Consider the following 24,928-nt stretch of genomic DNA (forward strand, 5'->3'; position numbering starts at 1 on the left):
TCAATTCCAGCCTAAAAATTTAGAAAAATGGAAAACTAAGAAAGAAGAAGTATATGCAAGAACTGTCATGTAAGTGAACATAAAAACCGGCCAGAATAGAGAGTTTGTCTCTTTTTTTACGACCGCAAGAGTGGACATACATTGGCATGCGAATGCGAAGAATACGAGTAAACTTAGAGCGCTTGCAATTGTCCAAACAGGTTTTCCAGTATCAGGATCCTTATCTTTCCTGAGTGCAGACCTTAAATTTTCATCTTCCGAATCTTCTCCCTGAACTCCGTATACGATTGATAATGTAGATACCATTACTTCTCTCGCTGCGAATGAAGTGATGATCCCGAGCCCCATCTTCCAACCAAAACCGATTGGTTCTAAAACTGGCTCCATCATTTTTCCCATTCTTCCCGCATAGGATTCAGAGATTTGTAAGGACTTTGCTTGGGGGGCACTTAAGTTTTCGGTTTTAGAACCTTCTATCCTCGGATAATTTGCTAAGAACCAAAGTATGATAGAGATGAATAAGATTACCTTTCCTGCGTTTTCAATGAATGCTTTGATTTTTTTATAAACTGTAAAAAATAAACTTTTGAGAGAAGGCCATTGGTATCTCGGAAGTTCCATCAAAAAGTAAGCAGGTTCGGATCTGAAAAAAGTTTTTTTAAATAAGAAAGCAGCTCCCATGGATGCGAACATTCCTAATAAGAAAAGACCGAATAACGCTAGAACTTTAGGGGAGAAGATTCCAAAAACTGGTTCTGCGGAGAAAACCGTTCCAATTACTAAAATATAGACTGGATATCTTGCGGAGCAGGTGATAAGAGGGGATACTAAGATTGTGGTGAGCCTATCCGATTTATTTTCGATGGTTCTTGTTCCCATGATTGCTGGGACGGCGCATGCAGCACTGGAAAGTAATGGGATGAATGATTTTCCGGAAAGCCCGAATCTTCCCATAAATCTGTCCATAAGAAAGGAAGCTCTTGCGATATAACCGCTTTCTTCCATGATCCCAATGAATAAAAAAAGCAAACTGATCTGAGGAATGAATACTAAAACTGCACCAACTCCACCTATCATGCCTTCTTGAATTAGAGAACGCACCGGTCCTTCGGGCAAATAATTTCCTGTCCAATCCGCAAGGTCACCGATCCTTCCTTCTATCCAATCCATTGGAACTTCTGACCAGGTGAATAAAAATTGGAATACTAAAGCCATGATCCCTAAAAAGATCGTAAGTCCCCAAATAGGATGCAGAAGTATCTTATCCGCAAATCCTAAAATGCCTTTTTCGGTAATTTCTGAACCGGAGACTGCTTTAGATAAAAGTTTTTTGATCCAGATAGACCTTTGGACTAGCTCTTCTCCATAAGAAAATTCTAATTTATATTTTTCCCATTCCGAACGGATAAAATTGCGAGTTTTTTCAGGAAAAAAGTTGGAAGAAGGAAGTCCTGTTTGTAAACTTTCTCCGCTAAATTCTTTAAAACTATTTTCTAAGACGAATCGAACAGAATCCTGATCGTCTACTGAAAGTTTAGAAAGTACAGATTCAATAAGTGCGGTTCTTTTTTTGTCCCAAGAAAAATTTGGATCAGGCGTTTTATAAGAAGAAGGGTCGGTCAAAACTTTTTCTAAAACTTCTACACCTTCGCCTGATCTTGGATTTACAAAATAAAAAGAAATTCCGAATGCCTTGGATAAGGCTTTGAGATCCAAATGAACTCCCTTCTTTTCCAAGGTATCATTCATCGTGACTGCAACTATCATTGGGATCTTGAGAGAAGATACCTGTAATAGAAATTGAAGTCCTCTTTCAATTGCAACTGCATCTAATACAAAAATTAATTTGTCTTCTGTTTCTTTAGAGAGCAAGATGCGGGTCGTTACTTGTTTATCTTCTGATTCTCCGCCTAGGCTATAAGCGCCTGGAAGATCTACTATATGGACGGTTCTATCTTCTGTATGAATGGTCCCTTCTGCTTTTTCTACAGTGACACCATGATAGTTTCCTGTTTTTTGTCTTAGGCCCGTAAGTCTATTGAATAATGTGGATTTGCCGCAGTTTGGATTTCCAGTGAGTAATACTCGGAATTTCTCTGTTTTGTGATCGGGAGTTTCTATTTTAGTATTTAATAATTTCATAAACTAGTTCAATTCCAAAAGGTCCGCTTCCAATTTTCGAATGGCCAATTGGACAAGGCCCAATTTTACGATCATTTTATCTTGGTCCTGGAATTTTCGGACCACAGTGATTTTTGTTCCTGGAAGAAAACCCATATCTAAAAGGTTTCGGACTAGTCCCGTTTTTCCAGATTCGTTTTTAATTCCGGTAATTTTTCCGGATTCTCCCTCTTCTAATTCGAAAAGTTTGGATTTCATTTTATAAATTTTTCCCTGTCCCGGATCAGATCTAATTCAGGTGCGAAAGATTTGATATATCTGTCAAAGTATAAGATTTGTTTAATAAGAAGTCCAAATTCTTTTGGGATCTTTAATCCATTTCGATCTGAAATGTCTCTGAACTCGAAAAGGATTGTATTCATCTTCTTCTCATCAAAAGCGTCTAACTCTCCCATTTGTATGTCCAGGACCATCTTACTCATTTGGTCAAAGACTGTCTCGAGATCCTTGGCTAATTTTTTCTCGTCTATACCGGAGGCAGTTCCATCCATTCGGACCAGGCCATTTGCGATCCTATCTGTTCTATTCAATGCAAGACCTTCTAAAAAGATCATTAGACCTTCCCAGACTTTGGAGGAAATTTTTCCAACGATCCCGAAATCAATAAAACCTACTGTTCCATCTCTCAGGATCATTAGATTTCCTGCATGTACGTCTGCATGAAAAAATCCTGATTTAGAAAGTGTAGAAAACCAGATCTCAAGTGCATCTGAAAGTGTTTTAGAAGGATCCTTGCTGAATTTTCGAAGAGAAACTTCGTCGGTAATAGGAGCTCCGTAGAATTTTTCCATGACCAGAACCTTTTTGGTGCTGAGTTTTCTGTAAATTTTAGGGACTCTTGCTCTTGTTTCTCCGGAAGATAGAAGATATCTTTCGAATTCTTCACAATTGTTTGCTTCTTTTATAAAATCTATTTCTTCCAAGATGGAAGATTGGAACATTCCTACCATTTCCGATAGTCCTGATTTATTCAAACCAGGCACAAATATTTCGAACAACTTGGAGGCTAAGAATAGAAGATTGAGATCGGCTCCTAACGCGCCTTCTATATCAGGTCTTTGCACTTTTATTACAACATCAAGGCCATCTTTAGTCACTGCAGAATGGACTTGTGCAATAGAAGCTGATGCCATTGGGACTTGATCTATACTCTGGAATAATTTTTGGTAATCTCTACCCAGTTCTTTTTTTAATACTTTTTGGATATCGGAGAAAGGAAGAGGTCGTACGGAATCCAAACATTTTTGCATCTCTGTTACGATCTCTTCTGGGAAGAGAGAAGGGGCAGAAGCGATAAACTGGCCTAATTTAATATACGTTGCGCCTAATTCTTCAAACGCTTCTCTCAATCGAACTGGAATATTACGGGATCCACTTCCCCCTGTAGCCAAATCCTTTAAAAGTAGGATGGTTTTGGTGGAAAAAACATAACTACTGGTCACTATACGACTAGCGCTGTTTACCCCTTGCAGAAGTTGGTCTAAGAATCCTGGCATTTCAGCTCCAGATTAAGAGAACTTGAAAGGAACACAATCCAAATCAGGGAGGAAAGAACCTAATCAGGATAAAGGAACCTGAAGAAAGGTACTTGGGTCTACCTGAGCATGTTCCGTCGAGAAAACTGTATTTTGGTTTACGGGAGCGGCGAGAATTAGAGTATGGCTTTCGAACGAGAATTTCGGTCAGTAGTATGAGTGGCGAATCAGTATTATTGCAAGAATTAGAAAAACTCGAACTGAACGACCTAAAGAAGACCGCATCTCTCTGGAACATTCCAAAGCTTCCGTTCAAAGAAAAGAATAAGAACGTTAAGTTTCTTTTCGATAGTTTTCTGGACGAGTTCTATCTCAAAGGTGTGCTGGAAAAGCTCACTGTTCTCCAAGTTAATATCTATACTTCTATCTTAAAAAATAAGAATGTTCTGACTCTGGGAGAGATCTCTCGTAAAGTAAACATTCCTCCAATCAACGTGGAGATGGAACTTAACCTTCTCCGCAAATACCAACTCGTATACCAAAGAAAAAACAGAGAAAGACTTACCAATAACCTGGATAAGTATCATGCTTATGACGAGCTGGCAGAACTTGTATCTTTAGACCAAAACCTGAAAGGGGACAAATACAAGGTCTCCGTCGAAAAACTTCTAGATCGCAAGAAACTGACTGATATTTCCAATGAATGGAAAAAAGCAGTCAAGGCTCCTGCAAAGATCGACAGTATCCGCAAGTTTATCACTCACGCAACCTCTGATGAGGCGTATGAGGCAGCTATCGTTTCTTTATCCGAATTGGAAAGAGATACTGTAGTTAGGATCTATCTGAGCGGCGGTGCTGCTGACGCAGACGATATCAGAAGTTTTATCGTAATGAGCAGAGGCAAATACGAGACAATCATTCCTGCATTAGTTGAAAAGGGAATGATCGCTGATGTTTGTTTCGTAGAGGAGAAGTTCGTAAGAATTTTTGCTCTTCCAGAAGAACTTTTAAAATATATCCAAAATAATCCGATCCTTCCTTCCGTTAAAAAAGGAACACGCCAAAGACAGGAAAAACTCGCTACTAACGAGTTGGACTTCTTCTTAAATACCAAAAAGCTTCTTTCTTATATTAGCAGAAAGGGCTTGGTTCTGGCAAAATCCGGCAAGGTAAAACAGGCGGATCATAAAAGAACAGAACAAGAATTATTAAATCCGGACATCAGCATTTTCCCTGAAAAAAGCCAGATCTATCAGATGGAACTTATACTTCCTATCTTGAAACTTCTGAATCTGGCAGATATCAAAGGGGAAAATATTATTCTGAGAGGGGACCTAGACGGTTTCTTAAGTAAGGATATTTTCGAGATCATGAAACTCGTCATCCATGAGGTGAACGAGGCTAGAATGAAAAGAGTCAATCCTCCGGAAGTGTTCCAACCTACGGAAATGCCTTTTTATGATAAGATGATCTTGGACAAATGTGTGAACTTGATCATCAAGTCCAAACGTATCCATCTTTCTGTTATTTTCTCTAATATTATCAGGGAACATCTGATCTTCAGCCCTGGTTTCCGGACTAAAAATTTCCAGACTGATCTGGCAGATCTTCGTAAAGAGATCATGAGTGCGATCTTCTATCTGCATTTATTTGGATTATTAGAAGTAGAATATCCGAACCGTTTCCTAACTCTTTCCAAACTGGGAGAATATTTCTTCCAAACTGGAGAGCTTGCAGGAGTTACGGAGAAGGGTGGAATCACGATCAACCCGGACTTCTCGGTGATCGCGTTCCCGGAAAAAGTTTCTATTTATGGAATTCATCTTTTAAAAGCGTTCACAGAACTCAAAGACTACGACAGAGTTTATACCTTCGTTCTAACCAAAGAAGCATACCAATTGGGAATACTTTTAGGATACAAAACGAATGAGTTCGTAGACTTCTTGAAAGCTTCTAGCAGAGCGGAACTTGCCCAAAACCTTCTATTCTTATTAGAGGATTGGGGCGGAAACCTGCCTGTGGTAGAAGTTGCAGAGGATTGTGTACTGGTTCGCACTAAAGACCAGAACGTGATGGAACTTCTACTTGGTCAGATCAAAGGGAAGAAGATCGTTCTGGACGAGATTGGACCAACCGCAGTGCTTGTGGATAAAACACGAGTCCAAGACGTGATCACAGTTGCAGAAAAACTGAACCTGATCATCAACCTTACTAGATAATTCTTTTTCTCACGCGAAGCCGCGAAGAATAAAAGATTCCTTTTTGATTATTATTGAGAATACTTATTTGGTCTCGAGATTTTCGGCCCCGACCTTCTTTCCTTTGTGCCTTGGCGTGAAAGAGATATTTAAAGGGGTTTTATTTCAGTCCGGAGTGACTTTGATTTTGGTTTTGAATTCCCATTTGCGGAATGGAGCCAGGGCTTGGAGCCTTTCTTCGCTCACGAAAAAAAGACCTTCCCCAAATTTAACCAATCCACCCTTATAATGGGCGTATTTGGTTTTATGATCGATCAGACCTATTTCTTTTACCTTATTCCAGTCATCGCAGGTTTTCAGGGTGGGAACTCTCCTGAGATACAATTCCTTGATTGAACCATCCCTTACAGAGTCCCTTAAGATCTTTTCCCATTCCATATAAGCGCAAATTAGAATAAATTCTCTAAAATGCAACTAAGTTTCGGAATCTTCTTTATCTATGAAATTCCGGAGGAGCATTTTCAAAAATGAAAATACTCCGCTTGGTTTTTCAGATCCTCGGATAAATGGGCGAGACCCACAGAACCAGAACTCAATTCTTCTGTAGAAGACGCGTTCGATTGGGTCAGGTCGTTGATACTCGAAATTGTTTTCGAAATTTCTTCGATAGCCAGTTTTTGCTCTTGGATCGCAGTTTGGATACCTTCTGATCTTTCCTTCACTTCCTGGCCTTTTTTGTTTACCACCTTATTTCGGACCAGTTGTTCTCCCATCACGGAAGATACCTCGTTCATCCGGACATAGATTGTTTCTATTCGCTGGATAATCCCACCAATCACACTTACCGTGTCCTGGATATTATTGACTCCGATCCCAATTTCAGTTTCGTTTGCTTGGATGATATTTTCTATTTCCTTCATGCTGGCAGAAGTTTTGTCCGCGAGTTTTGAGATTTCGTCTGCGACTACTGCGAATCCTTTGCCTGCGGCTCCAGCTCTTGCAGCTTCGATAGCGGCATTTAACGCGAGAAGATGGATTTGCTCAGAGATTGTTGTGATAATTTCGATCACACCTGTGATCTGGTCGGAACTTTGGGAAATTTTACGGATACTTTGGTCAGTTAGCTCCAAAGATTTTCCGCCTCTTCTCGCCTCGTCAGTGATCTCTTTTACATGAGAAAGAGTGTTTTCCAAATTTTCAGAAGTGGCTTGGATAGAAGAAGAAAATTCTACCATCTCGGAATCCAAAGAATTCAAAAGACTAACTTGTTCTTTTGTTCTATAAGAGATCGCATCCATTCCTGCAGAGATCTCCTCGATAGAAGCTGAAATTTCCTCGGAGGCTGCCGCTTGGTTTTGTGCATTATCAGAGATAGTCTTTAAGGTGGCTGACATTTCTTCCGAAGAATTTGCAAGACTATGAGAAGCGTCGAAAATTTTATATAGTACGGCTTTTACCTTACGACTGAACTCGTTAATGCTGATTGCCATTTCTCCGATCTCATCTCTGGAAAGAACAGTGAGTTTATGTGTCAGATCTCCTTCTGACATTTTTTCGATCAAATTTTGGCTATCTCTTAAAGGTTTTAGACTTTTGGATAGAATGAAATAAATGATAAACCCAATCACGAATAATCCACTAAATGAAATGCCTAACATATAAAAGATAGTGGAGATTGCTTCTTTAGAAACTTCTTCATTTACGATTGCTACAAAGGATCTAAACCCATATTTTTTATTTGTGTGGACTATCATGGATTTATAAGCTCCGTCCATCACATACTTGATCGGAACTCCATCTTGCGCATTTGCGAATGATTTAGCGAAAGGAAGATCTTCCATTTTTTTTAATCTCATATTTTCGCTGATATGATTTAAGAAGGTCATCTTAGGAGTCAGAAGCCCTGGATAACCTGTTTTTCCAATTTTGATAGATTGAACGATATTATTAGTAAGATCTCCTATCCGAACAGAGAACACCAGAAATGCCTTGGAACCATCATTTAATTCAAATTCTCTAATATACAAAATTACAGGAGAACCATTTTGGGTAGAATTAGAAGGTTCGCTGAAAAAGAATGCCTTCTCCTTATTTGTATTTCGTATTTCATCTGCACCTGGGAGTTGAAATGCAGAAGTTAAGGGGACTATTGCACTACTTGCTAAACTTCCAGTTCCTACAGAATGAGAGAACCAATCTCCAGCTTCTTTCCAGACTGCTATCCCTTCGAACCTTTGGCTGGATCCTAAAAAATTAGCCAGGAAATTCTCAGCTTCTTTCCATCTTTTCTGAGAGACTAAGATTCCTAGGGTTTTGTTTCGAATAATAAGTTCTGCTTCTTCTTCCGTGTCCTCATAAATACCTTGGGTGAGAAGGTCCAAGGTTTGGGCCACATTCAACATTTGGTTGGTATATGCATTTTTTAGAGATTCATAATTGAGTTTGTAAACTACTAAAGAAACTCCGATCGCCAGAACGAGAACGATAGAAAAGAAGATCAATGCCAAGGTTCTGGTTAGATTGAGTTTAACCAAAGATTCTAAGGAAATAGAGCCGAATAGATCCGTTCTAGTTAAATTGTCTTTTAACCAGTCTGTGATCAGATAAAAATACACCGCACTCGCGAGTCCTCCGAATACGATTAAACCTAGTAGGATGGAATAATCCGTTTTGCTGATCGGCAAAAAGATCCCGAGTGAAACTACAAAGATCCCTCCTCCTATCCAGATCCTGACTAAAATGTCTAGCGCATGTATAACGGGAAGACGGAACACAGCCTTTTGAGCGCCCATGACTGTTTCTCTAGTCACTGCACCTTCTGCAAATTGTTTGGAATATTTTCGTAATGGTTTTAATTTATAAAAAGAAGAAAGTGAACTGGTGATAAGCCCTAGAACAAAGATCACTCCCATGACAAACCAAAGAGAATCCACTCCTGTCAGATCCAAGTCCATAAAATGGATGAGAAATACGATCGCGAATGGGGTTCCGATCAGATAACCTAAACCTTCTGTTAGGAACAGAAACCTTGCGGAGAATACGGAAATTTCTTTGTTTATGTTTTTCATGCGTGATCCTGGTTGATTTTTTTTCGACCTAGTATGATCTAAAAAAGTTTCTTTTAAAAAGCCAAGAGAACGAAACCTAAAATTTAGGAATACAAAATTGATATTTGATTCTTCTGAAAAGCGGATCGCTGTAGTAGGCGATATACACGGATTCTGGACTTGGGTCGATACAGAATACTTCTCCAAAAGTAATTATGATTCTGTGATATTCACTGGAGATCTTGGAAATGTTCGACCTGGAAGCGCAAATAAGATCGCTCAGTTGATCTCTAAAGTTCGGAAACCAAAGTATATCATTTTAGGAAATCATGATACTACTTCTATCCCTCAATTACTAATGGAGATCACGAACGCCTCACCTAACATAGGTTACTTAAGTCATATATTCCATCTACTTAGATACAAAAAGTTACTTAAGGATCTTGGGGATACTCACATCTGTCAGTACAATCTTTCAGAGGCCGGGCAGGGGATTTCAATTTTAGGATCTAGACCTCTTTCTATGGGAGGCAGATTTAATTTTCAGTTATTTATTAAATCTTTGTTTGGAATTTCTTCTTATGAAGAATCAGAGAAAAAGCTTCATGAATTGATCCAGGGCATTGACTTTCAAAAACAAGATCTGATCATTCTTGCACATAATGGTCCTTCTGGTCTTGGAGACAAAGCTTATGATATTTGGGGTTGCGATTTCAAAAAGGAAGAAGGGGACTTTGGAGATAAGGACCTAGGTAATTTTATCAGAACGATATCGAAGCAAGGTAAAAAACCAAAGGTAGTGATTGCAGGGCATATGCACCATTCTTCTCGAAAATTAAGAGTAAAGACTAGGATCTGGAAAAGAAAGGAAGAAGGTATACTTTATTTAAATCCAGCCAGGGTCCCTCGTATCTTCTCAGATAAGGAAGGAAATATATGGCATCATCATGTGGAGTTGACTAGAAAGAATGGGGTTTGGGATGCGGAAGCGAAATATTTGAAGAATGGAGTGGAGGAAATTTTCTCCCTCCCTGAATTTATAGAGAGGGAGAAAAATCGGGTAGAGCTAAAAGACTGAATTATTCTGAGAAAGAATCTAGCTTTTGTTTTACTTCTTCGTTTAAAGGTTGCTTTCTGTGGAAGTCGTTTAATAACTTGAGAGCCTCGTCTCTTTTTCCCATATCGGAATAGAGTTCCGAAAGTTCTACCACAGGGCGAGGGTCCATAGGGAACTTTTTGTGAAGATCCACATAAATTTCCTCTGCCTTGTCTCTTGCACCCTTCATCTTCAAAGAAGAAGCTTTTCCAAGAAGTGCAAAATAATCCTCACCTTCTGAAAGAATTCTATTAAAACATTCTAATGCTTTATCAAATTCTCCCATACCTCTTAAACTATCTGCATATCTATTAATGATAAGTTTGTTGTCAGGATCGAATTCCAAAATTCTTTCCCAGAACTCATTTGCTTTGCGGAAATCTTTTTTACCACGATAAGATTCTGCCAAACCGTATAACGCGAAGAAGTTCCTTGGATCCAAGTCCGCTGCTCTACGATAATAACGGATCGCTTCATCAAAGTCTTTGATCTTACGATAGCTATTACCGATCTCAGTTAGGATCTTGATATTATCCGGTTGGATAACTAAAAGTTTTTCCCACCAGCTGATCGCGTCTTTGTATCTTTGGCAGGCAAAGAATAAATGGCCCAAACCTACGATCACATACTGATCTTTAGGATTGATTTGTAATGCCTGCATATAATATACTTCGGATTCTTTGAAGTTTTTGAGTTTTCTATGAGCGTCCGCAACTCTACTTAAGATGGATGCGTCGGTGATGGTAATATGTCTGTATTCTTCTGCTACTTCGATGACCCGATTGAGTAGGTTCATTTCTCGATAGCAGTTCATAAGTCCCATTAGGGAGAACTTATTGGATGAATCTTCTTTGATACATCTGGTATAAAAATCCAGAGCCTGTCTGAATTCCTTTCGTTTAAAATGAAGGTCTCCCATTCCGACTAAACCGTAAGTATTACTCGGTTCTTTAGCCAGAAGTTCCTTCAATTTAGATTCGGCCTTGTCCCATTGTCTGCTATCCAGAAAACGGTAGGCTTCTTTCGCTAAACTTTTGATTTGAGCAAAATGTGAATCTTCTTCTTCCTTTCCTGCTTGGGGTTTTTCAATAGGCTCGTTCATAGGACCGAAGTTCCTTTTTAAATTTAGAAAGAAGATCAGGGAGATTCTTCATTCAATTTTTTATTTAATATTACTTTGACGGATGAGTAAAGGTTTTCCTTGGTACTAAATCCGTAAAGAAAATTTGAAATTAGAAAAAAAGAGAGAAATCCGGGTTTGCAGTGCATAAAATAATACGAAAGTTATAGTCCATTCTTCCTTCTTGACAGGGTCCTTACTTCACATGGAATGGATTCAGACGAGGGAAAGATGCCGAAAACCGAAGCAAAAATCTCCGGTGCCCGCTTGATGGTCGAACTCCTGGAAGAATACGGAGTGGATATCGTCTTCGGATATCCTGGCGGAGCAATTCTGCCATTTTACGACGAATTATATAAAAGTACTAAAATAAAACATATCCTAGTCCGCCATGAACAAGGTGCGATCCATATGGCAGAAGGGTACGCTCGTTCTACTGGTAAGCTTGGAGTATGTATCGCTACTTCTGGTCCTGGTGCAACGAACCTTGTGACAGGACTTACGGATGCAAAATTAGACTCGGTTCCTATTCTTGCAATCACAGGACAGGTGGCAACCAATGCAATTGGAACAGATGCTTTCCAAGAAGCTGATATTTATGGGATCACTATCCCGATCACAAAGTACAATGCACTCATCAAGTCTGCAGATGATATCGCTAGACATTTCCAAGAGGCGACCTTAGTCGCTTTAGGCGGAAGACCTGGTCCTGTTCTTTTGGATTTTCCTAAGGATGTTCAAACTGAGCTAACATCTATTCGTAAAGTAGATAAACTTAAAATAGATTCTAGACATTATCAAAAACCTCCGATCGGTGGAGATCTGGATTCTTTCGCGGCAGCATTGAATAAAGCAAAACGCCCTCTTCTTTATGTGGGAGGAGGAGCGATCAATGCAAATGCTTCTAAGGAGATCAGGGAGTTGGCGGAGAAGGGAAATATCCCGGTTACCACAACTCTTATGGGGATCGGAGCTTTTCCTGGTACTCACCAACTTTCAGTTGGAATGCTCGGGATGCACGGAACTGCTTATGCAAACAAGGCTGTATTAGAATGTGATTATATTCTAAACTTAGGAGCTAGGTTTGATGACCGAGTTGCTAAGCCAGGTGAATTTGCGGAGAATGCTGTACGTGCTCATATCGATATAGACACTGCAGAATTTAATAAAAGGGTTTCTGTAGATTATCTTCTGCACGGAGACCTGAAAGAAGTCCTAAAGGCTCTTATCCCAAAAGTGAATAAGGTAGATCGCCCAGAATGGGTTGGATTCTTAGATACATTAAAGAAAAACCATCCATTAGAATTTGATGATTCTACAGATACCATCAAACCGCAAGGGTTCCTACAGAAATTGTACGAAAAAAGTAAGGGAAAGGCAATTGTTTCCACAGACGTGGGGCAACACCAGATGTGGGCCGCTCAGTACTATCTTTTTGAAGAAGCGAACCGCTGGCTTACTTCCGGAGGACTTGGCACCATGGGTTATGGTCTTCCTGCAGCCATAGGAGCTAAATTCGGAAATCCTAATAAAACAGTGATCTGCGTTTCAGGCGACGGCTCCATCCAGATGAATATCCAGGAATTGGCGACCATCGCGATGTATAAGAAAGGGGTTAAGATCCTGATCTTTAATAATAACTTCTTGGGAATGGTCCGCCAATGGCAGGAACTATTCTATGAAGAAAGATTCTCTGAGTCTGAATGGAATTATAATCCGGATTTTGTAAAATTAGGAGAGGCTTATTCCATAAAAGGATTAAGAATTGCTAATAAATCTGAGATCGATAAGGCTCTGGAGTTTTTCTTAGAAGATGATGATGCAAGGATCCTAGAAGTTATGATCCCTGCAGAAGAAAAAGTATTCCCTATGATCCCTGCGGGCAAATCCCAAAAAGACATGATCGAATTTTCCGACACAGTTCGGGCCGGTAAAAAATGAAACATATACTGAAAATTTTAGTAAACAATCATCCGGGTGTAATGAGCCATGTGTCCGGTCTATTTACTAGAAGAAGTTATAATATAGATTCCATCGCGGTAGGTGTTACCCAGGATTCTGAAATTTCGAATATGGTAATCGTTGTAAAGGGAGATGATTCCGTAGTAGAGCAAGTAAAACGCCAACTTCTGAAATTACCTGATGTGATCGATGTAGAAGATCTTGCGTATCATGACTGTATCAGCAGAGAGCTAGTGCTAGTTGTGGTTAAGGTAGAAGATTCAAATCGTACTGAGATCATATCTATCTGCGAAGTTTTCCAAGCAAAGATTGCGGACCTGACCAAGACCACAATGACCATAGAATTTTCCGGAAATACCAGACAGGTGGAACATTTTATGGAAATGATGCAGAAGTATGGAATCCAAGAGATCGCCCGTACTGGCCAGATCGCTTTAAAATACAGATCTACCTGATCCTACATAGAAATAGCGAATTTTCATGACTGGATCTATTGTTACAAAATTATTACAATTAGGTTACAGATAAAATTGACTTTGGAAATTAATTTCCAAGTAAAAGCGAACGATTATTCGAAATAAAACAGTCCAGTCTTCGGATTGTTTTTCTTTTTTACAATTTCGTATCGAGAAGAATTTTTTTTGTTCCATATTTGCGGTTTCCCTATTCTAATTCCCTCCTATGAGTATCAGGGCCCGAATTTCATTATATCTTTCCTTAGTTTTATTTTTAGGTTTTGCAGTGCTAACTGCGATCAATTCGGTGATCTCTTATCGCAGTTTGCATACTGAGATCGAGTCAGGTTCTGCGTTAAGTGCAGAACGATACACTTTTGAAGTGAAGGATTATCTGGATTCTGCTATGGGAATGACCAGAGGTTTCCGTATGCTTCTCATCTTCTCCAATCCTAAAAGAGAAGAAGTGACCAATACGTTATTGGAGATCCTACATCGAAATCCGAAATGGTTTGGAATGTGGGTGGTCTATGAGCCGAATGCATTTGATGGTCAGGATGCTCAGTACAAAAATAAGAAAGGCCACGATTCAACCGGAAGATTTGTCACTTATGTTCATTCAGTAAAATCAGTAACAGACGCAGTTATAGAACCTTCCACAAATTATGAAGCCACGGATGGAAGTGGTGATTTTTATCAGATCCCTAAAAAGACAATGGAGCCTTTCGTAACGGATCCTTATTCTTATAGTGCAGGTGGAAAACAAGTACAGATGATCTCTCTTTGTGTTCCTGTAAGTAATGCAGGAAAATTTTGGGGAGTACTTGGAATGGACATCACTACTGCTCAATTACAAGAGACCATGGGAAGTATAAAACCGTTTCGTGGTTTAGGATATCTTGCTCTTATTTCTCCTAAAGGAATTTATGCTGCGAATGGTGGTGATCCTAGTTTGGTAGGTAAAGTTATTCCTGACGCAGAAGAATTAAAACTGGTCCAGTCAAAATCGGAAGAACATGAACGTTTTACGTATGAGTCTGATGGCAATACTCATCATTTCTTTCCATTCAAGATTGGTAAAGGACAGAAACAGTGGGTAATGCAAATTAGCATTCCGAATTCAATTTTTGTAAAAGAACTGCTTACCGTACTTCTACAGAATGCTATCTCTTCCTTACTCATAGTGAGCATGATAGTTGTAGTTCTTCATTTTATATTCCAAAAATTGATCTCTGCCGGATTATTAAAGGCGATTGGATTTTCAGAAGAAATTGCAAAGGGAAATTTACTCGCTTCTTCGGACTATCATCGTCAGGACGAGATAGGTGCATTATTAGCTGCGATGAATACGATGAGAGAACATCTATTCGGAGTTGTAAAAGAGATTGGATCTTCTACCAACAAGTTAGCGGGAACAGCTGAGAAGATGGCTGTTTCTTCTCGGAATTTCTCAGACGTTGCACAAACTCAAGCTTCTGCTGCAGAAGAATGTTCTGCGGCAGTAGAGGAATTGGCTGCTTCTGCCCAAAACGTTGGTAAGTCAATGCAAAGGGCAGTCTCCAGTATGAGAGAGATTGACGGTAACGTAATTTTATTAAAAGAGCAGATTGCAAGTATCAATGCTGAGATGCAAAGTCTTGTAAGCTTGGCCGCTTCTTCCAAAGACGAGGCTGTGACTGGAGAATCTGCTATGAGCACTTCTAACCGAGCGATGGGCGCGATCGGTGATAGTGCATCTCGGATTAACGAGATACTTTCTTTGATCACCGAAATTTCTGAAAAAACGAACCTTCTCGCATTAAATGCAGCGATTGAAGCAGCAAGAGCGGGAGAAGCAGGAAAAGGATTTGCGGTAGTCGCAGAAGAGATCGGAAAACTAGCCTCCCAAACTTCCAGCTCTGTCCAGGAGATTGGTGGACTCGTAAATTCTACCAATACCGCAGTTTTAGACGGAAACAAAAAAATGGGAGAAGCGTCTCAGATACTACAAAGGATCAAAGAAAGGGTGGATGAATTCGATAAATCCGCAAAAGCAGTTTTGAGTTCTGTTAAAACCCAGGAATCCAATACAAAAGAGATCGCAGAAAGTGCGAATTCTTTGATGACCTTCAGCTTACAAATAGAAGAAGCAGTGTCTGAACAAAGGAGAGCTACAGAAGAGATCACTAAAACCATCGTAAATATCTCTGAAGGGACACAGGAGATTGCGAGTGGTGCGGATGATCTCACTTCATTCTCCGGAGATATGCATGGCCAGTCTGAGCAATTGTCCAATCTGATTGGAAAATTCAAAGTTAGCTAATCTTGCTAGATATGTCTCACTGTGAGAAAGTCGCAATTTTGAATCGCGGCTTTCTGAATGAGCTGTTTTAATTTGTAAAAAAGCGTTCCAAAATTTCTTTCCAATTACAAAATGGAGCACTTATGAGTATTCGGCTCCGAATTTCTTTATATATTTCCATCGTTCTATTTATCGCATTTTCCCTGCTTGCGGCATATAATTCTTATTCTTCTTACCAGAACCTGAGGGAAGAAGTGGAACAAAGTTCCGATGTCACAGCGGAAAGATGGACCTACGAAATTATGGAAGAGTTGAATACTCTCATGGGTTTGATCCGTGGTTTTCGTTTTCCTTTGATCTACGCTTCTCCTCAGAGAGAGCAGGTGATCCAAACCTTGCAGGAAATTATGAAACGTAACCAAGACTATTTCGGTATGTGGCTTTGTTATGAACCGAATGCGTACGACGGTAAGGATGTTTTATATAAAAATAGACCTGGGCATGACGGATCTGGTCGTTTTATTCCATATTTGAATCGTGCTCGTGCCAAGGACGTTATAGATCTAGAAGCTTTAAGAGATTATAATAATACGGATGGGACTGGGGACTTTTATCAAGTAACTAAGAAGACCGATAAACCTACAGTCGTTGGTCCTTACCATTATACAGTGAGTGGTAAAAGTATTTTAATGATCTCTCTTGTAGTTCCTATCAGTGTGCCTGGCCATTTTTATGGTGCGGCAGGTATGGACATAGACTTAAAAAATCTACAAGAGAGAATAGGGAATAAAAAACCTTTTAGGAACACTGGACATATTGCTCTTATCTCTCCTGCAGGTTTGTATGCGATCAATGGGGAAAATCCTGAATTATTAGGCAAAAAGATCACAGATGAGAATGAATTAAAACAATATTTAGAAAATGTAAAAGAAGGAAAAAGATTCGTATACGAGTCAGGCGGAAACACTGCTTATTATTTTCCATTCCATATAGGTAAAGATCCTAAATTTTGGACCCTGATGGTAAGTATTCCAAATTCAGTATATTATAAAAGTATTGGAGAGATTATTCTAAAAGCAGCTCTATCTTCTTTTTTGATCTTGATTGTAGTGCTACTTTCTTTAAATTTAATATTTGATCGACTCGTAAGTTCCGGTCTTTTGAAAGCGATTGGTTTCTCGGATGAGATCGCTAAAGGAAATCTGACAGTTAAGAATGATTATCCTGTAAAAGATGAGATAGGTACTTTATTTGTCTCCATGGACCAGATGAGAGAAAATCTTCTAAACGTGGTCAAGGAGATGCGATCTTCTTCTGAAAAATTGAGTTCTAAATCGGAAGAAATGGCTATTTCTTCCAGAAACTTCGCGGATATTGCCCAGACCCAAGCTTCTGCAGCAGAAGAATCTTCCGCGGCTGTGGAGGAATTGGCTGCTTCTGCTCAAAACGTGGGTAAGTCCATGGAAAAAGCTGTGGATAATACCAAAGAGATTGATGGCAACTCAATGCGTTTAAAAGAGCAGATCATAAGCATTAATCAAGAGATGCAGGGTCTCGTTAATCTTGCTGTAGAATCCAAAAGGCAAGCAGTGACGGGTGAAAACGCAATGTTTGCTTCCACAAATGCGATGGGTGAAATAGGAGAAAGTGCTTCTCGAATTACAGAAATCTTATCTATCATCACTGAAATTTCTGAAAAAACAAATCTTCTCGCATTAAATGCTGCTATTGAAGCGGCTAGAGCCGGAGAAGCGGGAAAAGGTTTCGCAGTAGTTGCAGAAGAGATCGGAAAACTTGCTTCTCAAACATCTAGTTCAGTACAAGAGATAGGTGAACTTGTAGAATCCACAAATGATGCTGTGATGAATGGTAACTCTAAAGTGGAAGAAGCTTCTCAAATATTAAAAAAATTGAAACAAAGTGTGAATGAGTTTGAGATTTCTGCGAATAAGGTTTTGGCTTCTGTGAAAGACCAAGAATCAAATACAAGTCGTATCCAAACTAGTTCCAATACTTTGACTTCTTTCAGTATGCAGATAGAAGAAGCAGTTATCGAACAGAAAAACGCTACGAATGAGATCACTAAAACAATTATCAGTATTTCGGAAGGAACTCAGGAGATTGCCGGTGGAGCGGATGATCTTACTACATTCTCCGGTGAAACCCAAATGTTAGCGGAACAACTTTCTAAATTGATCGAAAAGTTTAAAGTGGATTGATTTCTTCCTGATCAGCCAGATCTAAAATTTCTGAATCCAAAAATAAAACCGAACGGGGATCCCATTGGAAGATTGTGCCATCCAAGGTACATTTTCCTTCGGAAACTTTTTGTTTCAATTTAGAGAGTATGTTGTCCTTTTTATCTGGGAAATAATTCCAAAAATCTTTTAGATCTATAGGAAGAAATACTCTAAAAAGAGAAATTAAGATCTCTTCAAATGGATCTGAGGTTTCGTAGGAGTAAGGATTTTTTCCTGTACCGCCAATATAAGCAGAAGTATTTCTAGGATTAGAATATCTTCCTGATGGTAAAAATCCATGGGCTCCAGGACCTATCCCCAAATAATATTCGTAGGTCCAATATTTCATATTATGACGAGAGTAAAGTCCAGGTTTAGAATAATTGGAAACTTCATACTGTATAAAACCCTTGGATCTTAAAAACCCAGGTAGATCTTCTAAAATTTTCTCCTGAACTTCTTCGGAAGGTGGTGGGGCAGTTCCCGCAGAAACTTTTCTACTATATTCTGTTCCTTTTTCTACAGTGAGTGCATAAATGCTAATATGAGAAACTCCGGAGGCTAAAACAGAATTTGCATCTTCATAAAATTCTTTTTCCGTTTGTCCTGGAACCCCGAACATTAGATCCGCTCCATAGTTTTTTATTTTAGAAGTTTGTAATGCTTCCAAGGTCCTCGTATAAGTTTCTGGATCAAAATATCTGTCTAAAAATTTTAGATTTTTGGGTAGAAAGGATTGAATCCCAACATGAATTCTATTGATCCCCGCATCATACAATCCTTGCAGATATTCTGGGGTTACATCTTCAGGATTACATTCTAATGTGATCTCCGAATCCGGAGAAAGATTTAGATTCTCCTTTAAAAATTTTATAAAATCCGCGTATCGTGAGTAGGAGGCTTTGGAAGGAGTCCCTCCTCCGAAAAACAAACTATCAAAAACAAGGTCGCGATAATTTGGGAAATTTTTGAGCCTTAGTAAAACTTCTTCTTTATATTTGGAAAATAGATTTTCTTCCAAGGGAGAAGGTTCTAGTCCAATACCTTCCGAATAAAAATCACAATAGCTACATTTGTGAACACAAAATGGATAATGTACATAGATTCCCGGTCTGTTTGTTTTTTGTATGACCGGGAGTCTTGTTTCCAATTTATTTTGTATTCTTGCCTACCGAATTTTCTTCCGTTTCTGTAGACGCAGAAGATTTTTTAGGATTCGGTTTTAAGATCAGATCTACAAGAGGAACTTCATTTTTTCTGTCCAACACAGAATACAATAATGCTTTTTTGGATTCAGGAGTCGGGGAGAAAGAAAATAAGATTTTGAGATTTGGAGAATCCGGTAAATCCAAGAATGGAGTTCCGTAATGCAGGCATACAATTTCTGCTTCCGGAAATTTTTGAGCAAGAGACGCCGCTAAATCCAATTCAGTTTGAGTGAATGAATTTAGGACTGCGCGTTTTGCTTCTTTCTTTTCTAATTTTTTGCGCAGACTTGCTAAATCGGAATTAGAAATGGAACGAGATCTTAGTTCGGAGAGAAATTCTTCTCCTTTTAAATAAAACACTGTGTTCTCAATGTTTGCGCTTTCAGGAAGGAAAGTTTTAGGAAAAGAAACAATTGCCTTTCTGCTTACATCTCTATTAAGAGTGTCTTGGTAATATTGAGAGAATAAATTTTCTCTATTCTGATCCTGTTCTGCAAAATGATTTTTTAATACTTCAGGAAGCTCTTTGGGAAAAATAGAATTTGCTCTGCCGTTTTTAGGACCTTCTGCAAACTCGGTAATGATCCCGTATTTTAGTTTATAATAAATTTGTCTTTTGACTGCTTCTTTTAAAAGATCTTTTCCTTCTCTGACTAAAGTTCCTTTTTTGTAAGCATTTAAGATCTGGTCTCTCATAGATTGAGTGGTCGGACCCCAGCTAGTCATAAGAATAATATCAGCACCTGCAATTAAAGCTAAAACTCCCGGATCTTCTTTTTGGTAGTGTTCGTCTATTGCGTCCATTTCCATTGCATCAGTAATGATCAATCCTTGGTATTGGAATTCTTTACGAAGTAGATCTCCTAAAATTCTAGAAGAGAGTGTAGCTGGAAAATTCGGATCAATCTTTGGATACACAATATGAGCACTCATGATCGCATCGGCACCATTTTGGATTGCAGTTTGGAATGGAATGAGCTCGAAACTTTTTAGCTCTTCCAATGTTTTTTCTATTTTGGGAAGACCTAAATGGCTATCTACATTGGTGTCTCCATGTCCCGGAAAATGTTTGATTACGGGAATGGAACCGCCAAGTCTTGCTCCTTCTTCATAGGAAACTCCTGCGTTTAATACAGTTTCTAGATTACTTCCTAGAGATCTTGTATTGATAACCGGATTGAATGGATTATTGTTTATATCCATATCAGGAGCGAATAAAAAGTTCAGTCCAAGTTTTCTCAGTTGGTAAGAAGTGACAAAGCCAACTTTTTTAGCCATGTCCTTATCCTTGGTTTGGCCGAGTGCCATTGCTCCAGGAAATTGAGTTACTCCATCTTTGACTCGGATCACTCTTCCACCTTCCTGGTCTACAGAGATGAGTAATGGTAATCCAGTATTTTCTAATGCACTTGTTTGCAGGTTTTGGTTCAAAGATTTGATCTCTGATTTGGAGCCTAGGTTTCTTCCGAATAAGATGACTCCACCTGGTTTGATCGTCTCAATTTCTTTTTTAGCGATCGGATCTAAAACAGTTCCAGGGATTGCAACATGGATTACCTGTCCTACTAATTCTTCCGGACTGAGTTTAGAAGTAATCTCCTCAGCTTGACGAAGCATTCCTTCTTGGATTTCCTGGGCTTGGAGTTCACTTCTGAATTGGCCCAACCAAAAGTATAAGAAGAGTAAGAAAGCGGCGGTAATGCCTGCGACTAAAAACCGTTTGAACATACTTACTAGATCCCAATCGGTTGCGTATTCGTAAAGCAGAACTTGAAGCGCCCAGTTTTTGGGACCTTGCTTGGATGAGTGGGGTCGGATTGAAGATAGGAGAAAAAATGAGCCGTTTAGCGTATTATGGATTTTTTAGTATTATAGTACTCTTTTCTTTTATTGCCTCTTGTAATAAAGAAGGATCCGAACAAGAACCAAAGGGCTCTCCTAAGATGGAAACAAAAACAAACGGCAAAAAGATCTTATTCTTCGGAGACAGTTTAACTGCTGGTTACGGATTGAATGGACCTGAAGAATCTTTTGCTCATTTAGCCTTTTTAGAACTCCAAAAAAAATATCCGGATCTAGGATATGTAAACGCAGGTGTGAGCGGAGATACTACTTCTGGCGGGCTTGCAAGACTAGATTGGGTTTTAAATACAAAATATGATGTATTTGTTTTGGAACTTGGGGCAAACGATTCTTTGAGAGGACTTCCTACAAAGATGACAGAGGAAAATCTAACAAGGATCATCCGAGAGGCACGGGTTAAATATCCTTCTATTAAAATTCTATTAATTGGGATGAGAACACTCCCGAATATGGGTCCCCAATACGCAAAAGAATTCGCGGCTCTCTTTCCTCGGGTTGCTAAGAAAGAAAAGACAGAGTTTATGCCATTCTTGCTGGAAGGAGTTGCTGGAGACAGAAGGTTAAACCAAGACGATGGGATCCATCCTACTGCAGAAGGCCATAAGATACTCTCCAAACATCTGGTCCCTTACTTGAACAAACTATTGAAATAGTTCGATCATCCAATTATATAAACTGCTTCTAATATCGTAAATGCTTGCTTTCTAATTTCAGATAGGAGATAACTCCTTCCTGGGACAGGGGCAGGAAATGGTACGCCAACATTATAGATCATGTACTTTATGCGAAGCTATGTGCGGACTCAGACTAGAGATTGAGGACGAAGTCGTCGTCGCAGTAAGAGGGGATAAGGACGATAAGTTTAGTAGAGGCCATCTATGTGCCAAAGGTCCTGAACTTAAAAATTTATACGAAGATCCGGATAGACTTAAATTTCCTTTAAAACGCACCGAGAATGGTTGGGAGAAGGTAGACTGGGTCACCGCTCTCAGCGATATCGCTACAAAACTTGTAGAGATACAAAATAAATACGGAAACGATTCAATCGCAGTTTATAGTGGAAACCCAAGTGTTCATAATTACGGTTCCATGTTATTCGGCCAAAGATTTATAGGAAGATTAAGAACTAAAAATAATTATTCTGCAACTTCTGTAGACCAACTTCCTCATCAATTACTTTCTTATTGGATGTTCGGTCACCAACTACTTGTCCCAATTCCTGATATAGATAGAACGAATTTCTTTTTGATCCTAGGCGGAAACCCATTTGCATCTAACGGAAGTTTAATGACTGTTCCGGATGTGAAAAAGAGATTAAAAGAGATCCAGGAAAGGGGAGGAAAATACGTAGTAATCGATCCAAGAAAGACTGAGACTGCAGTTCATGCTGATGAGCATCATTTCATTCTGCCGGGAACGGATGCATTCTTCTTGCTCTCTATTATAGATGTATTATTTAAGAAAAACTTAACAAAGAAGAATTCTTTAATTAAAGAAGAAGAATTACTAAAATTGAAATCTATTGCTGCTCAGTATCCTGCAAATGAAACAGAAAAACTGACTGGCATCTCTACTGAAATCGTTGAGAGAATTGCATTGGAATTTTCTAAAGCGAATGGTGCAGTATGTTATGGTCGTGTAGGAGTTTCTACCCAAGCATTCGGTGCGCTTTGCCAATGGCTTATCAATTCTATCAATTGTATTACTGGAAATATGGATTCAGTAGGAGGTGCAATGTTCACACTTCCTGCAGTAGACATGATCGATCCAAAAGGAGTGATGAAAAGTTCTCCTGGAAGTTTTCATACGTATGGATCAAGAGTTAGGGACTTACCGGAATTTAATGAAGAATTACCGGTCGCTGCACTTGCAGAAGAAATTTTAACTCCAGGGCAAGGTCAGGTTAAGGCGCTTGTTACTTCTGCAGGAAATCCTTTATTATCGACTCCAAACGGTTCTCAATTGGAGAAAGCGGTTTCTAGTTTGGAATTTATGGTAAGCGTGGACTTTTATCTGAATGAGACTACGAAACATGCACATTATATTCTTCCTCCAAGTTCTGCTTTGGAACATGATCATTATGATTTAGTGTTTAATGTTTTTGCTGTAAGAAATACTGTCAGATATAACCAGCCTGCATTTGAACCTGAAGCAGGAATGTTGCACGATTGGGAAATTTTTTCGGACCTAACCAAAAGAATAGAACTTTTGAAATCTGAAAAACCTCTTCCTAAAGATTTGATTAAAACTAAGATCACTCCTTCTGCCATTATCGATCATGCTTTGAAATCGGGACCTTATGGAGAAAAATCAGGATCTTCCTTTGGGATGAGTTTAGAACTTCTAAAAAACAGTCCGCATGGAGTAGATCTTGGAGCGTTGAAACCTTGCTTTCCGGATAGACTTTGGACGGAAGATAAGATGATCACACTCGTGCCAAAGGAAGTAGTTTCAGATCTAGATCGATTGGCAAAATACGGACAGAAACTTCTATCAGATAAACAGGGGAATGGTTCCTTCTTATTGATAGGAAGAAGACATTTGAGAAATAATAATTCATGGATGCATAATCTTCCAAAACTTATGACTGGAAAAGATAGATGTACACTCATGATCCATCCAGAAGATGCAATCGCTCTTGGTATCAAAGAAGAAGAAGAAGTTTTTGTAGAATCCAGAGTAGGTAAGATCGGATTACCTGCTGAAATTACAGATGAGATAATGAGGGGAGTGGTGAGTATTCCTCACGGATTTGGTCATGCAAAAGAAGGAGTTTCTCTCCAAGTCGCCTCCAAGTTTGCTGGTTCCAGTATTAACGATCTTACTGATGATCAAGTTTTGGATGAACTTTCCGGAAATGCAGCATTTAGCGGTATTCCGGTTTTCTTAAGTAAAAAATCCGCTTAAATTTTGAGTAAATCCGCCCGGGAATCTAGGCGGATTTAAAATTAGTTTTTGTCGTAAGCTTCTTGCAGTTTAGATATTTCTATCTTATACATTTGTAACATTGCCTGAGTTACTCTCTGTGCCTTCTCTTGGTTTTTATCATATAGATATTTTTCCAGGATAGGGGGAATGATCTGCCAGGATAGGCCAAACTTATCTTTTACCCAACCACAAGGTTGTTTGCTCCCACCCGCAGAAAGTTTTTCATACAGATCATCTATCTCTGCCTGGGTTTCTGCACTGATATAAATAGAGAACGCCTCAGTAAATTTGAAATGAGGTCCTCCTGTGAAGGCCAAAAACTTTTGACCTTCTATCTCAAATTTGGCGGAAGCCATTCCCCCACCTAATTTTGTAAGATTTTCTATTTTCATATTTTTGAATATACTAGAATAGAATTGAAGAGCTTCTTCTAAACCCTGATCGAACATTAAGAATGGAATTGCCTTTTGCATATTACTACCCTTTACGTTTTAGTAAGATGATTCCACCCAGCCAAGAAAGAGGGATGGAAATTACGATCAGTCCAATCGAATACCAAGCTGGACCTTGGTCTCCCATTTGAATATGGCCCAAAGTGCTTGCGATCGTGCCGATTACACCTAATGTGATCACGTGTCCAATCGGACTATGTGGAGAAAGTTTTGCAGTGAAAAATCCTCCTAAGATCGCAAGAGCTAATCGGTAGGAGATTGCGAGAATGAATAAACTATCAGACATTCTTTCTCCCATTGGTGGATAACAATTAGTAATATGTAATACTGCGTCTATAGCTAAAGCAGGTATAACATTGATCAAGATACCGGTAAATACGGCTCCAATACTTTTTAAAATCGATTTTGTTTTTGTATTCATG

General features: G+C 39.1%; 18 protein-coding genes. 8 read left to right on the forward strand and 10 right to left on the reverse strand.

The genetic code is table 11. The features are described from left to right. From feoB to CH362_RS06765, 3 genes are read right to left on the reverse strand one after another with little or no spacing between them, the layout of a single operon-like run. Window positions 1-2,142, reverse strand: a complete 2,142-nt coding sequence (gene feoB / locus CH362_RS06755; RefSeq protein WP_100709593.1) for a ferrous iron transport protein B — start codon at window positions 2,140-2,142, stop codon at window positions 1-3. 3 nt (window positions 2,143-2,145) lie between these two features. After that, window positions 2,146-2,379, reverse strand: coding sequence for a FeoA family protein (locus tag CH362_RS06760; RefSeq protein WP_100709594.1), 234 nt, complete (start codon window positions 2,377-2,379; stop codon window positions 2,146-2,148). Then, entirely contained in the window at window positions 2,376-3,677 is a 1,302-nt protein-coding gene (locus CH362_RS06765; protein WP_100709595.1) for an ABC1 kinase family protein, read from the reverse strand. Before CH362_RS06765 ends, CH362_RS06760 begins: the two co-directional genes overlap by 4 nt. A 194-nt stretch (window positions 3,678-3,871) precedes the next feature. On the opposite strand from CH362_RS06765, the gene CH362_RS06770 reads away from it, so the two are divergent. Then, window positions 3,872-5,875, forward strand: a complete 2,004-nt coding sequence (locus CH362_RS06770; RefSeq protein ID WP_100709596.1) for a phenylalanine--tRNA ligase subunit alpha — start codon at window positions 3,872-3,874, stop codon at window positions 5,873-5,875. Window positions 5,876-6,019: 144 nt separating this feature from the next. On the opposite strand, the gene CH362_RS06775 is transcribed toward CH362_RS06770, so the two are convergent. Continuing rightward, window positions 6,020-6,292 (reverse strand): hypothetical protein, encoded by a 273-nt coding sequence (locus tag CH362_RS06775; RefSeq protein WP_010515454.1) that lies wholly within the window; start codon window positions 6,290-6,292, stop codon window positions 6,020-6,022. Window positions 6,293-6,375: 83 nt separating this feature from the next. Next, window positions 6,376-8,922, reverse strand: a complete 2,547-nt coding sequence (locus CH362_RS06780) for a methyl-accepting chemotaxis protein (protein ID WP_100709597.1) — start codon at window positions 8,920-8,922, stop codon at window positions 6,376-6,378. A 97-nt stretch (window positions 8,923-9,019) separates the two neighbouring features. Between CH362_RS06780 and CH362_RS06785 the strand changes: the two genes are divergently transcribed. Beyond that, window positions 9,020-9,979, forward strand: a complete 960-nt coding sequence (locus tag CH362_RS06785; RefSeq protein ID WP_100709598.1) for a metallophosphoesterase — start codon at window positions 9,020-9,022, stop codon at window positions 9,977-9,979. A 1-nt stretch (window position 9,980) separates the two neighbouring features. Here the strand turns inward: CH362_RS06785 and CH362_RS06790 are convergent, their stop codons facing one another. Further along, window positions 9,981-11,099, reverse strand: coding sequence for a tetratricopeptide repeat protein (locus CH362_RS06790; protein WP_100709599.1), 1,119 nt, complete (start codon window positions 11,097-11,099; stop codon window positions 9,981-9,983). Between the two features lie 249 nt (window positions 11,100-11,348). Here CH362_RS06790 and ilvB point away from each other — a divergent pair, with 249 nt between their 5' ends. From ilvB to CH362_RS06810, 4 genes are all read left to right on the forward strand, one after another. Continuing rightward, window positions 11,349-13,058, forward strand: coding sequence for a biosynthetic-type acetolactate synthase large subunit (ilvB, locus tag CH362_RS06795; RefSeq protein ID WP_208859545.1), 1,710 nt, complete (start codon window positions 11,349-11,351; stop codon window positions 13,056-13,058). After that, on the forward strand, window positions 13,055-13,534 hold the full coding sequence (ilvN, locus tag CH362_RS06800) for an acetolactate synthase small subunit (RefSeq protein WP_100709601.1): 480 nt from the start codon (window positions 13,055-13,057) through the stop codon (window positions 13,532-13,534). The genes ilvB and ilvN overlap by 4 nt, the downstream gene beginning before the upstream one ends. A 226-nt stretch (window positions 13,535-13,760) precedes the next feature. Next, window positions 13,761-15,836: a methyl-accepting chemotaxis protein gene (locus tag CH362_RS06805; protein ID WP_100709602.1), complete on the forward strand. Its 2,076-nt coding sequence runs from the start codon at window positions 13,761-13,763 to the stop codon at window positions 15,834-15,836. A gap of 122 nt (window positions 15,837-15,958) precedes the next feature. Next, window positions 15,959-18,034, forward strand: a complete 2,076-nt coding sequence (locus CH362_RS06810; RefSeq protein WP_100709603.1) for a methyl-accepting chemotaxis protein — start codon at window positions 15,959-15,961, stop codon at window positions 18,032-18,034. On the opposite strand, the gene hemW is transcribed toward CH362_RS06810, so the two are convergent. Next, entirely contained in the window at window positions 18,021-19,205 is a 1,185-nt protein-coding gene (hemW, locus tag CH362_RS06815; RefSeq protein WP_100709604.1) for a radical SAM family heme chaperone HemW, read from the reverse strand. The two genes, CH362_RS06810 and hemW, sit on opposite strands and share 14 nt — an antisense overlap. 1 nt (window position 19,206) lies before the next feature. After that, window positions 19,207-20,991, reverse strand: a complete 1,785-nt coding sequence (locus CH362_RS06820; RefSeq protein ID WP_100709605.1) for a glycoside hydrolase family 3 protein — start codon at window positions 20,989-20,991, stop codon at window positions 19,207-19,209. Between the two features lie 107 nt (window positions 20,992-21,098). Here CH362_RS06820 and CH362_RS06825 point away from each other — a divergent pair, with 107 nt between their 5' ends. Further along, entirely contained in the window at window positions 21,099-21,779 is a 681-nt protein-coding gene (locus CH362_RS06825) for an arylesterase (RefSeq protein WP_100709770.1), read from the forward strand. A gap of 139 nt (window positions 21,780-21,918) precedes the next feature. Beyond that, complete coding sequence (locus CH362_RS06830) at window positions 21,919-24,033, forward strand: molybdopterin-dependent oxidoreductase (RefSeq protein ID WP_425269028.1); 2,115 nt, start codon at window positions 21,919-21,921, stop codon at window positions 24,031-24,033. 41 nt (window positions 24,034-24,074) lie between these two features. On the opposite strand, the gene CH362_RS06835 is transcribed toward CH362_RS06830, so the two are convergent. Beyond that, the gene (locus tag CH362_RS06835; RefSeq protein WP_100709607.1) at window positions 24,075-24,527 is read right to left on the reverse strand and encodes a VOC family protein; all 453 of its coding nucleotides are present in this window, start codon (window positions 24,525-24,527) and stop codon (window positions 24,075-24,077) included. A 4-nt stretch (window positions 24,528-24,531) separates the two neighbouring features. Next, the gene (locus CH362_RS06840) at window positions 24,532-24,927 is read right to left on the reverse strand and encodes a hypothetical protein (protein WP_100709608.1); all 396 of its coding nucleotides are present in this window, start codon (window positions 24,925-24,927) and stop codon (window positions 24,532-24,534) included. Window position 24,928 lies beyond the last annotated feature (1 nt).

Source organism: Leptospira saintgironsiae (assembly GCF_002811765.1).
Lineage (GTDB): Bacteria > Spirochaetota > Leptospiria > Leptospirales > Leptospiraceae > Leptospira_B > Leptospira_B saintgironsiae.